The organism is Phocaeicola sp. RTP21198st1_B8_RTP21198_201120, assembly GCF_040929485.1.
In the GTDB taxonomy this organism is placed as follows: Bacteria; Bacteroidota; Bacteroidia; order Bacteroidales; family Bacteroidaceae; genus Phocaeicola; species Phocaeicola dorei.
Window position 1 is genome coordinate 34,904 of record NZ_JBCOCI010000035.1, and the last position, 13,239, is coordinate 48,142.

At 42.7% G+C, this 13,239-nt stretch carries 8 protein-coding genes; 7 read left to right on the forward strand and 1 reads right to left on the reverse strand.

Annotated elements, in window-relative coordinates:
* The first annotated feature begins 125 nt into the window (after positions 1 to 125).
* The 7 genes from tet(Q) to AB5935_RS13695 all read left to right on the forward strand — a co-directional run bounded on the left by tet(Q) (position 126) and on the right by AB5935_RS13695 (position 11,933).
* A complete protein-coding gene (gene tet(Q) / locus AB5935_RS13665; protein ID WP_004291466.1) occupies positions 126 to 2,051 on the forward strand; it encodes a tetracycline resistance ribosomal protection protein Tet(Q) in 1,926 nt (641 codons plus the stop codon).
* Positions 2,051 to 4,369, forward strand: a complete 2,319-nt coding sequence (locus AB5935_RS13670) for an ATP-binding protein (protein WP_004291467.1) — start codon at positions 2,051 to 2,053, stop codon at positions 4,367 to 4,369. The genes tet(Q) and AB5935_RS13670 overlap by 1 nt, the downstream gene beginning before the upstream one ends.
* The gene (locus AB5935_RS13675) at positions 4,362 to 5,684 is read left to right on the forward strand and encodes a sigma-54-dependent transcriptional regulator (protein WP_004291471.1); all 1,323 of its coding nucleotides are present in this window, start codon (positions 4,362 to 4,364) and stop codon (positions 5,682 to 5,684) included. The genes AB5935_RS13670 and AB5935_RS13675 overlap by 8 nt, the downstream gene beginning before the upstream one ends.
* A 279-nt stretch (positions 5,685 to 5,963) precedes the next feature.
* Positions 5,964 to 6,386: a dihydrofolate reductase family protein gene (locus AB5935_RS13680; protein WP_004291474.1), complete on the forward strand. Its 423-nt coding sequence runs from the start codon at positions 5,964 to 5,966 to the stop codon at positions 6,384 to 6,386.
* A gap of 238 nt (positions 6,387 to 6,624) precedes the next feature.
* Entirely contained in the window at positions 6,625 to 7,230 is a 606-nt protein-coding gene (locus tag AB5935_RS13685; protein WP_004304269.1) for an RteC domain-containing protein, read from the forward strand.
* A 301-nt stretch (positions 7,231 to 7,531) separates the two neighbouring features.
* A complete protein-coding gene (locus tag AB5935_RS13690) occupies positions 7,532 to 8,662 on the forward strand; it encodes an ATP-binding protein (RefSeq protein WP_004291480.1) in 1,131 nt (376 codons plus the stop codon).
* Positions 8,663 to 8,678: 16 nt separating this feature from the next.
* Entirely contained in the window at positions 8,679 to 11,933 is a 3,255-nt protein-coding gene (locus tag AB5935_RS13695; protein WP_004291481.1) for a P-loop NTPase fold protein, read from the forward strand.
* A gap of 131 nt (positions 11,934 to 12,064) precedes the next feature.
* Here AB5935_RS13695 and AB5935_RS13700 read toward each other — a convergent pair.
* Positions 12,065 to 13,239 (reverse strand): TraM recognition domain-containing protein (locus AB5935_RS13700; protein ID WP_229113043.1); only part of this gene is annotated, 1,175 nt, incomplete at its 5' end.

Sequence of the window (13,239 nt, forward strand, 5' to 3'; positions counted from 1 at the left end):
TGCGGCAGTAATAATATACATATTAATACGAGTTAGTAATCCTGTAGTTCTCATATGCTACGAGGAGGTATTAAAAGGTGCGTTTCGACAATGCATCTACTGTAGTATATTATTGCTTAATCCAAATGAATATTATAAATTTAGGAATTCTTGCTCACATTGATGCAGGAAAAACTTCCGTAACCGAGAATCTGCTGTTTGCCAGTGGAGCAACGGAAAAGTGCGGCCGTGTGGATAATGGTGACACCATAACGGACTCTATGGATATAGAGAAACGTAGAGGAATTACTGTCCGGGCTTCTACGACATCTATTATCTGGAATGGAGTGAAATGCAATATCATTGACACTCCGGGACACATGGATTTTATTGCGGAAGTGGAGCGGACATTCAAAATGCTTGATGGAGCAGTCCTCATCTTATCCGCAAAGGAAGGCATACAAGCGCAGACAAAGTTGCTGTTCAGTACTTTACAAAAGCTGCAAATCCCGACAATTATATTTATCAATAAGATTGACCGTGCCGGTGTGAATTTGGAGCGTTTGTATATGGATATAAAAACAAATCTGTCGCAAGATGTCCTGTTTATGCAAACTGTTGTCGATGGATCGGTTTATCCGGTTTGCTCCCAAACATATATAAAGGAAGAATACAAAGAATTTGTATGCAACCATGACGACGATATATTAGAACGATATTTGGCGGATAGCGAAATTTCACCGGCTGATTATTGGAATACGATAATCGCTCTTGTGGCAAAAGCCAAAGTCTATCCGGTGCTACATGGATCAGCAATGTTCAATATCGGTATCAATGAGTTGTTGGACGCCATTTCTTCTTTTATACTTCCTCCGGCATCAGTCTCAAACAGACTTTCAGCTTATCTCTATAAGATAGAGCATGACCCCAAAGGGCATAAAAGAAGTTTTCTTAAAATAATTGACGGAAGTCTGAGACTTCGAGACGTTGTAAGAATCAACGATTCGGAAAAATTCATCAAGATTAAAAATCTAAAGACTATTTATCAGGGCAGAGAGATAAATGTTGATGAAGTGGGTGCCAATGATATCGCGATTGTAGAAGATATAGAAGATTTTCGAATCGGAGATTATTTAGGTGCTAAACCTTGTTTGATTCAAGGATTATCTCATCAGCATCCCGCTCTCAAATCCTCCGTCCGGCCAAATAAGCCCGAAGAGAGAAGCAAGGTGATATCCGCTCTGAATACATTGTGGATTGAAGACCCGTCTTTGTCCTTTTCCATAAACTCATATAGTGATGAATTGGAAATCTCGTTATATGGTTTGACCCAAAAGGAAATCATACAGACATTGCTGGAAGAACGATTTTCCGTAAAGGTCCATTTTGATGAGATCAAGACTATCTACAAAGAACGACCTATAAAAAAGGTCAATAAGATTATTCAGATCGAAGTACCACCCAACCCTTACTGGGCCACAATAGGGCTGACTCTTGAACCCTTACCGTTAGGGGCAGGGTTGCAAATCGAAAGTGACATCTCCTATGGTTATCTGAACCATTCTTTTCAAAATGCCGTTTTTGAAGGGATTCGTATGTCTTGCCAATCTGGTTTACATGGATGGGAAGTGACAGATCTGAAAGTAACTTTTACTCAAGCCGAGTATTATAGCCCGGTAAGTACACCTGCTGATTTCAGACAGCTGACCCCTTATGTCTTCAGGCTGGCTTTGCAACAGTCAGGTGTGGACATTCTCGAACCGATGCTCTGTTTTGAGTTGCAGATACCCCAAGTAGCGAGTTCCAAAGCTATTACAGATTTGCAAAAACTGATGTCTGAGATTGAAGACATCAGTTGTAATAATGAGTGGTGTCATATTAAAGGGAAAGTTCCATTAAATACAAGTAAAGACTATGCCTCAGAAGTAAGTTCGTACACTAAGGGCTTAGGCATTTTTATGGTTAAGCCATGTGGGTATCAAATAACAAAAGACGGTTATTCTGATAATATCCGCATGAACGAAAAAGATAAACTTTTATTCATGTTCCAAAAATCAATGTCATTAAAATAATGGAGCGGTCAGGAAATTTCTATAAGGCAATACGGTTGGGATATATACTTATCTCCATTCTTATCGGATGTATGGCATATAATAGCCTCTATGAATGGCAGGAGATAGAAGCATTAGAACTTGGCAATAAAAAAATAGACGAGCTCCGAAAAGAAATAAACAATATCAATATTCAAATGATAAAATTTTCTCTATTGGGTGAAACAATACTGGAATGGAACGATAAAGATATCGAGCATTACCATGCACGGCGTATGGCAATGGACAGTATGCTCTGCCGTTTCAAGGCCACCTATCCAGCAGAGCGCATCGATAGTGTGCGCAGTCTTTTAGAGGATAAGGAACGACAGATGTTCCAGATAGTCCGGTTAATGGATGAACAACAATCTATTAACAAGAAGATAGCCAATCAAATTCCGGTTATTGTACAGAAAAGTGTGCAGGAACAGTCCAAAAAGCCAAAACGAAAAGGTTTCTTAGGCATATTCGGCAAAAAAAAGGAAGTAACTCCAGCAGTATCAACCACTATCCTTCATTCGGTCAATAGAAACGTAATCAGCGAACAGAAAGTGCAGGATCGCCAATTGTCGGAACAAGCCGACAGCCTTGCAGCTCGTAATGCAGAACTTAACAGACAACTGCAAGAATTGATTTGCCAAATAGAAGAAAAGGTACAAACCGAACTGCAAAGCCGGGAAAACGAAATAGTTGCCATGCGTGAAAAGTCATTTATGCAAGTAGGCGGTTTAATGGGATTCGTTCTTCTATTGTTGTTAATTTCCTACATCATCATACATCGTGATGCAAAAAGCATTAAACAATACAAGCACAAGACAACTGATTTGATAAGGCAACTGGAACAATCCGTACAACGGAACGAGGCACTGATAACGTCAAGGAAGAAGGCGGTACATACTATCACCCATGAACTGCGCACACCGCTGACAGCAATAACAGGCTATGCCGGACTGATACGGAAAGAACAGTGTGAGGATAAGTCCGGGCAGTATATCCAAAACATACTGCAATCCTCCGACCGTATGCGGGATATGCTTAACACTTTGCTTGACTTCTTCCGCCTGGACAACGGCAAGGAACAGCCCCGTCTGTCACCCTGCCGGATTTCAGCAATCACGCACACACTTGAAACGGAGTTCATGCCTGTTGCCGTGAACAAAGGGCTGTCCTTGTCCGTGAAGACTGGACACGATGCCATTGTATTGACCGACAAAGAGCGAATAATACAAATCGGGAATAACCTGCTGTCAAACGCTGTCAAGTTCACAGAAGAAGGCGGTGTTTCTTTGATTACTGAATATGATAATGGAGTTCTGACACTGGTCGTTGAAGATACAGGTACAGGCATGACAGAAGAGGAACAGAAACAAGCGTTCGGTGCGTTTGAACGTCTATCAAATGCCGCCGCAAAGGAGGGTTTCGGGCTTGGGCTTGCCATAATGCGTAATATTGTGTCGATGCTTGGCGGAACAATCCGTTTAGACAGCAAGAAAGGGAAAGGCAGTCGTTTCACAGTTGAAATTTCTATGCAGGAAGCTGAAGAACAGCTTGGATATACAAGCAATACACCTGTTTATCATAACAATAAATTCCATGATGTTGTCGCCATTGACAATGATGAGGTATTACTTCTGATGCTGAAAGAGATGTATTCCCAAGAAGGAATACACTGCGACACTTGCACCGATGCTGCGGCACTGATGGAAATGATACGCCAGAAAGAATACAGCCTGTTGCTGACAGACTTGAATATGCCCGATATAAACGGTTTCGAATTGCTGGAACTGTTGCGTTCGTCCAACGTGGGCAATTCACCAACAATCCCGGTGGTTGTGGCAACCGCTTCGGGCAGTTGTAACAAAGGGGAACTATTGGCAAAAGGCTTTGCCGGATGCCTGTTCAAACCGTTCTCCATATCGGAACTGATGGAGGTTTCCGACAGGTGTGCCATAAAAGCGACACCGGACGGGAAACCGGACTTTTCCGCCTTATTGTCCTATGGCAATGAAGCCGTCATGCTGGAAAAGTTGATAACTGAAACAGAAAAGGAAATGCAGGCGGTACGGGATGCAGCAAAAGAAAAAGACCTGCAAAAGCTGGATTCCCTGATCCACCACCTGCGCAGTTCGTGGGAGGTGCTCCGTGCCGACCAACCGCTGAATGTACTTTACGGATTGCTTCGTGGCGATGCTCTCCCGGATGGTGAAGCGTTAAGCCATGCCGTGACTGCCGTGCTGGATAAGGGAGTGGAAATAATACGGTTGGCAGAAGAGGAAAGGAGAAAATACGAAGATGAATAAGACAAAAATAATTGTGGTGGAAGACAACATCGTGTATTGCGAATATGTCTGCAATATGCTGTCACGGGAGGGCTACCGCAATATGAAGGCTTACCACCTCTCAACCGCGAAGAAACATCTGCAACAGGCAACAGATAATGATATCGTGGTTGCCGACCTGCGTCTGCCTGACGGCAGTGGCATAGACCTTTTGTGCTGGATGCGAAAGGAGGGAAAGATGCAGCCCTTCATCATTATGACCGACTACGCCGAAGTTAATACCGCCGTGGAAAGCATGAAACTCGGCTCGATAGACTATATTCCCAAACAGCTTGTGGAGGATAAACTTGTCCCCCTGATCCGTTCCATACTGAAAGAACGTCAGGCAGGACAACGCCGTATGCCTATATTCGCCCGTGAAGGTTCCGCCTTTCAGAAAATCATGCACCGCATAAGGCTGGTAGCCGCCACCGATATGAGCGTGATGATATTTGGTGAGAACGGCACGGGCAAGGAGCATATTGCCCACCTGTTGCATGACAAGAGCAAACGTGCAGGCAAGCCATTTGTGGCGGTGGACTGCGGTTCACTCTCCAAAGAGCTTGCACCGTCGGCTTTCTTCGGACACGTCAAAGGTGCATTTACAGGTGCGGACAATGCCAAGAAAGGATATTTCCATGAGGCGGAAGGCGGCACGTTGTTTCTGGACGAGGTAGGAAACCTCGCGTTGGAAACCCAACAGATGTTGCTCCGTGCCATACAGGAGAGGCGGTATCGCCCGGTCGGAGACAAGGCAGACCGGAATTTCAATGTCCGCATCATCGCTGCTACCAATGAAGATTTGGAGGTATCGGTGAATGAAAAGCGTTTTCGGCAGGATCTTCTGTACCGCCTGCACGACTTCGGGATAACCGTTCCTCCGTTGCGTGACTGTCAAGAAGACATTATGCCGCTGGCAGAGTTCTTCCGTGATATGGCAAACAGAGAGCTGGAGTGTAGCGTGAGCGGGTTCAGTTCCGAAGCACGTAAAGCGTTGCTGACACACGCATGGCCGGGCAACGTGCGGGAACTTCGGCAGAAAGTTATGGGTGCTGTATTGCAGGCGCAGGAAGGTGTTGTCATGAAAGAGCATCTGGAACTTGCCGTGACGAAACCGACCTCTACTGTCAGCTTCGCCTTGCGCAATGACGCGGAGGATAAGGAGCGGATATTGCGTGCGTTGAAACAGGCAAACGGCAACCGGAGTGTCGCCGCAGAACTGCTCGGCATAGGCAGGACAACACTATACAGCAAACTTGAAGAGTATGGACTTAAATATAAATTCAAGCAATCATAGCCCGTAATTCACTGAATTTGGCTATCTTTGCATAACATTTGAGAAAAACGGCGATTGGCAGGAGCTTTTCGCCGCCAACATATAGGATAAGACCGCAAGGCGTTTCAAGCGAAAATCTGGTAAATTGGAACTACGGAGACGATTGCGTGATGCTTATGCTATGCTTACGCATAGCGTGCATTCACGTACTCTCCGTAAAGGCTTTACCAGAGCCATCGCTTGAAGGTAGTGTGAATTGCACGCTACTTTTTTACCCTTGCCTAACGAAAGGAAACGATTATGGGTAAAGTTCAGATTCTCGCCGTACTGACGATGGACGGATGTCTTTCTTCAGAGTTATATGATAAAGCACATCAGGATTTGTGCCTTGACCGTTGCGGTCTTGATGAAATCAGGAAGAAAGCCTTTTACCGTGTGACACCGGACTATTCCATTTCAATGCTGCACGAATGGAGAAAAGACTGCACAAACATCCGTTACCTCGCGGAAGCCACACCGGACACGGCAGACTATATAAACGGACTGCTGCGGATGCACGCTGTGGATGAAATCATACTATACACCGTTCCTTTCATATCCGGAAGCGGACGACATTTTTTTAAGTCGGCTCTGCCAGAGCAACACTGGACGCTTTCCTCTTTGAAAAGCTATCCCAACGGTGTATGTCGCATTATCTATATCCTTGATAAAAAAGCAAGATAGCCAAAATGTGCGGCAAGCATACATTTCTATTTTCAGGAATAGAATAAATGTTCCGATTACAAACAATTTAAGTCGGAGATAATTTGTCCTTGTGAAAAAATACTGAATTTTATACCTCTGAAATCCAGCACTTTGTAAAATTGAGTGTTGGATTTTTTATTTTCTGCCGCGTTTTTTGCCAATTATATTCATGTGCGCACGCAGAAAACAAAGTGTAATTTTCAAAATTGACAGAACCATGAATTATTTCTTGCTGGCGGAAACCGACTTTTTCCGCCTGATAAACGAAGCTGGCGACTGCAATATGGAAACGGCATACACGGCTTTCGCCACCCAAGTGATCGAACTGTGCAACGGCGGCATGGACATGAACCTTACCGTCATCGCGCTTGCCTACATCGAAATCGAGTTGCAGCACCATCCCGTACGTAATCTGTCAGAAGAAAAAAGAGAGATTGCCGCCTACGTCAGCAAGGCTCTGTCTTTCGTAAGAAAGATGCAGAAATTCCTTGCCACGCCCCAAGTGCCACCACTAATATCCGCCAACAACGCAACAGAAACCACCGCCAGCCTTCTTCAATGGACGGGCAATGCCATCGACCTCGTGGAACTTATCTACGGCATAGACGTGATGGGCTGCATCAACAACGGCAATATGCCGCTCAAACAGCTCGCCCCACTTCTCTATAAGATATTCGGGGTTGATTCTAAAGACTGCTACCGCTTCTACACTGATATCAAACGCCGGAAGAACGAAAGCCGCACCTATTTCATTGACAGGATGCAGGAAAAACTGAACGAGAGAATGTTGCGTGATGAGGAGTTGGAGCGGATGAGAAAATAAAAAAATATCCATTACATATGAGAAGACAGGAATACTCGTATCCTGTCTTTTTATTTTCATTTAATTATATATTAATTAGCACAATATATGTGAGTTTTTCATTCCTATAAGGACAAATTTCAGAAACGTATGTCTGGTAAATTATTGAGTCATCATAGTATGAACATATATCATTACTAAAAACAATGAAACAACTTCCATAAGATTGTGGTTGTAAAAATCGCCATTTAATAGCCCGTTTTTTTTGTAAAATTCGCCAATTAAAAAAATATGATTATCTTTGCATTATATTTTATAAGGTATGGAAACAGTAAATAGAATACTTCAAGAGAAGATTACAGCACGAATCGCGCCCAATAAAGCAGTACTGATTTTTGGTGCTCGCCGTGTTGGTAAAACGGTAATGATGCGTAAAATTGTGGACAACTATTCAGGTAGGACGATGATGCTCAACGGCGAAGACTACGACACATTAGCACTATTGGAGAATCGCTCAATAGCCAATTATCGGCATTTATTGGATGGTATTGATTTGCTGGCTATTGATGAGGCACAGAACATACCACAAATCGGTAGTATTCTGAAGTTGATAGTTGATGAAATACCGGGAATAAGTGTCTTGGCAAGTGGTTCTTCGTCATTCGATTTGCTGAATAAGACTGGTGAACCGTTGGTCGGCCGCAGTACGCAATTTCTCCTTACACCATTCTCGCAACGGGAAATCGCACAGACGGAAACGGCACTTGAAACCCGCCAGAACCTCGAAGCGCGCTTGATTTACGGTTCCTATCCCGAAGTAGTAATGATGGAGAACTATGAACGTAAAACAGACTACCTACGTGATATTGTCGGTGCATACCTGCTTAAAGATATCTTAGCAATTGACGGCTTAAAAAATTCGAGCAAGATGCGCGATCTACTGCGATTGATAGCTTTTCAGTTGGGCAGCGAAGTTTCTTACGAAGAGTTAGGTAAACAACTCGGCATGAGCAAGACGACCGTTGAAAAATACCTCGACCTATTGGAAAAGGTCTTCGTTATCTATCGTCTGGGGGCTTATTCGCGTAACCTACGCAAGGAGGTTACAAAAGCTGGCAAGTGGTACTTCTACGACAACGGCATTCGCAATGCCATTATCGGGGCTTTCTCACCGCTGGCCATTCGGCAGGATGTCGGTGCGCTGTGGGAGAACTACATCATCGGAGAGCGGCGCAAAGCGAACTTCAATGAGGGACTGCACAGGGAGTTCTATTTCTGGCGCACCTACGACAAACAGGAAATCGACCTGATTGAGGAGAGTGCCGACAGTCTTACCGCCTTGGAGTTCAAGTGGGGAAATAAAATGCCGGCCGCACCGAAAGCCTTCCAAGAAGCCTATCCCTATGCCGAGTTTCATGTGGTAAATCGGGAGAATTATTTGGAGTTCGTATAATCAATAAATTACGTATATGGAAACAAAACTACAATCCAAACAGCAATATCCGCGGTTTATCCAAAATAAACCGTGTGGTATTGACAAATTCGATGGAGGTTCGCAAGAAAGGTTGGCAAAAACTATTGCTCGCCATTTTTGTCAGAATGATTCATTGGATGAGGAATGTACTTTACCTCGAATTATCGGCATCGAAGGTATTTGGGGATCTGGAAAATCCAACGTGGTTAAAATGTTGGAACGTGAATTATCAGACGACTATTACTTTTTTGAGTATGACGCATGGGGACATCAAGAGGACTTGCAACGCCGCTCTATATTGGAATTGCTTACAAGCAAACTTATTGATGATGGTATCCTATCTGGAAATGCAACAATAAAAGTCAAAGGTGGAGGTACGAAAACCGTATCATGGTCTGAAAAGCTGAAATATTTATTAGCCCGTAAAACGGAGACCGTAACCGAAAAATATCCCCTTATCAGTAATGGTATGGTTGCGGCATTTTTGGTTGCAGTTTTAACTCCGATATTTACATTTATTGCGTATGCAGTAAAACCTACACCCACAACATGGTGGTTTTCTTTATTGTCTATTATCATAGCTGCACTGCCAGTTCTTATTGCATTGTGCGTTTGGAAATGGGCATATAGCAAAGATCATAAATATGGATGGAGTTATATGTTAGCTATTTATCAAGATAAAGTCGAAAAGGACGTTTGCTATGAGACTTTGAGCGAAGACGAACCAACGGTTTACGAGTTCAAAACATGGATGCAAGACATTTCTGATTTTATCAAGGAAAAAGGACAACGTAAATTAGTCCTTGTTTTTGACAACATGGATCGTCTCCCCGCTGAAAAAGTAAAAGAATTATGGTCTTCTATCCATACGTTCTTCGCCGATAGCGGTTTTGAAAATGTTTGGGCTGTTATTCCTTTCGATGAAACACATTTAGCTTGTGCATTCGGAGATGAGACCGACGAACAAACGAAACAACTGACCAAGTATTTTATCAATAAAACTTTCCCTATTGTTTATCGTGTTGCTCCTCCTGTTATTACCGACTATCGAAGTATATTCAACAAACTGTTTGTTGAAGCATTTGGAGAAACAGAAAATGAAGCGAAAGAAACTATAAATCGGATATTCAGATTGGTAAATCCTAATGCCAATGTTAGGGAAATTATATCATATATCAATGAGATGGTCGCTCTTAAACAAGAGTGGTGTAACGAAATTTTGATGATAAACATAGCATTGTTCTGTTTGAAGAAGACGGATATTCTGGCAAATCCAGTAGAACAAATATTGTCCGGCGACTATCTGAATGGCATTCAAACAATAATTAACAATGATCTGCAAACACAACGCGAAATTGCAGCTTTGGTATATGGTGTCGATGTTGAAGATGCTCGACAAATTCCATTGAAAAAATATATTGAAGGCTGCATCAACGGAGAAGAAGACCACGACATAAATCAATATGCAGAGACTAATAAACAATTTGACACTGTATTAGAAGAAGTTATACAATGTATGGACAATGCGCTTATCGATAAGATTATACATTGTTTGCATAAATTAACTCGAAAGAGCGATGTTATTCTGCGTGTATGGCAAAGAATAGCACAATTGAAATTAAAAGAATCCATAGAGAAGCAGGTGTTCCCTGTCGAATACCAAGAACTGCTGTTGCATTTAGACACGGAAAGCCAAAACCATGTGATTGCTCAATTATATAAGAAGATAGTTCGGTTCAATGACTTCAATGGCGGCGACTATTTCAAAACGTTAGATGCAATAGACAGGTTTATTGCGCAAAATAAGTTGGCGTGCGATTTTACGTCATTGATTGAAGCAAAAACAGTCAAGCCAAATACATTTATCGATTATATTCAAGCTGCAAATGCAACAGATGCTGCCTATCGGGATAACGCGACAACTAAAGCATATAAATATTATCAAGTAGCAACAAATTCGGAGGCGCTCGATAATTATTTGGCAAACTTACTACCCGATAATTTCGACCATGCAGATATTGTAAAAACGTTAAAAGATAATTCTACCTATACGTTTCCAACGCTTTTGCAAGCGATCACGAATTGCATTGATGAACAGAATGTAAATAAAGATAATATAGGGGCTATATTTACAACCTATCGTTTATTGGCATCTGACGAAGAAAGACCTTTACCTGTAACGTTAGATTCAACCTACATAAATCAGTTGCATTCTGAATTAGAAACTGATGGCCGAAACATTAAAGAGTCTGGATATTACGATTTAGTCGCCATGCAATTGGCACATGGTCATTCCGTTTCCTTAATAGAGGGTGGAGATATAAAATATGTTGCAGAACTCATGGACTATTATGTGGATCATGGAGACTTATTAGTAAATAGTGTGGGATGGAATATACCGCTATTAAATGAAACACTACAATACATGGTAAATCATAAACTTGGCTATAAATTATTGCTCTCAGACATATTGCCCCAATTTGAAGATATTAAGAACAGAATAGGTGTAACGGATGAGGTATTTATCGAGCATTTAGCAGAGTGGAATACCGATTTGGATAAGTATATCACTAAGAACAATATTAAAGATGTAATTCCTGACGCATCTTTTTACGATTTGACCACTAAAATAAGCAATGTCCTGACCGATCATATCAATAAAATAGCGTTCGAAGCGTTGTCTGAAATAAGTGTTGATACATTATACGCCCAAAGAACAGCACATACATCATATTATTGGTTTGTCGCAATAAAACATTTACTGGCTAAAATCAAATCCTTGCCAGATAACTTGACTGAATTTGGCAAAAAGATTCTGATGGATATTGCTTCTGGAACTCAAAGTTTGAATCCTTTCCCTAATTGTTTCAAGAATATAGTTGAAAGATTGGATAAACGAAAAATTAAATCGACAGTTACCGATATAAGAAATGATTTCTGCATCGGTAAAAAGACTATCAATGCAATAAAGTTTCAATTTTTCGAAACATGGCTTAGATCGCATGGTAATTTGAAAAGTCAAGCTGGAGACGTTATTGATAAAATAGTGAAACCTGTAATTTCCGATGGGGCATGCCGTTCATTGATTCTGCAAAACAAAGATTTTTATATGGATTTAATAAATACAGCAGGGGATGATGCTTATGAATTGAAAAAGAGTCTCCGAAACCTCATACAAAAAGATTCAGATCCGCAATTGGTTAAATTTGTCAATTCGATAGATTCAGTACCTGAGGTTGAAACCGCGTAAGTATTTGTCTAACAAGTCCGAATTTTACGATTTTACCCGTCAGAACTGAAGTGCCCCCCAAAAAAATTGTATCCAACTTTTGGGGGTCACTTCAAACTTCGATAGGGATAATTTTCAATTTTGGGGACTTGTTAGACAGTCTCATTATCTGGTAGCAGTTTACACAGCACCGGATCGTTTTTGATACGCTCCAGTTCCTCCTGCACAATCTGCTTCACCTCTTCCTTGATGCGCCGGTAGTTCGCCTGCACCGTTTCCTTCATGCGGTCGTTGCCGTCCTCGTCCGTGAAGTTTGTAATGACGGGAATTTTCTTGTAGGCACTTTCTTCCCGTTTCACCTTTTCGGCATCCACCACAATCTCGCAATGAAAAATCTTCTGCTCGATACGCTCGTTGAAGTTGTCGGATACAGAACCGACAAACATTCCCTGCGTAAGCCCGGAAATCTTACTCGGTGGAATGAGCGCGTCCATCTGCGTGTTGATGGAGGTGGAAACATCCTGCCGGTTGATGGAGATGGACTGCCGTTTCTGCAACACCTTACCGAACCGCTCGGAGAGCGTCTTGGCTGTTTCCCCCACCACCTGACCGGAGAAAATATTGCCGACAGTGTTCATCACCACTTTCGCCTCTTTGTCCCCGTAGTCACGCACTAACTGGCTGAAATCCTGAAAGCCCAGACACACGGCAACCTTGTTGCTTCGGGCGGTAGCTATAAGATTGTCCAACCCTTTGAAGTATATTGTGGGCAACTCGTCGATGATGACCGATGACTTCAGCATCCCCTTCTTGTTGATGAGCTTCACGATACGGGAATTATACAGACCGAGTGCCGCACCGTAGATATTCTGACGGTCGGGATTGTTACCCACGCAGAGGATTTTCGGCTCTTCGGGATTGTTGATGTCCAGCGTAAACTCGCTGTCTGACATCACCCAGTAGAGCTGCGGTGAAATCATCCTCGAAAGCGGGATTTTTGCCGACGCTATCTGACCCATGAGCTGCTCCGCAGCCCCTCCAAGCCACGCATCCATGAACGGCGAAAGGTAGTTCTCCAGCTCCGGATAAGAGGTCAGTATCGGAAATATATCCTCGTAACGGCGGTTCAGAAACTCGATAGCATGGGGAAACGTGCAAAACTTCCCGTTCTGATAGATTTTGAGATACCAGATAATACTGGCAAACAGAATGATAGGTGACTCCACGAAGAAGTCGCCCTGCTTTTGCACATCGGGTAAGTCAAGGGCATTACTGCCCCTTTCTCCCCTAAGAACCGTACGTGAGAGTTTCCCCTCATACGGCTCAA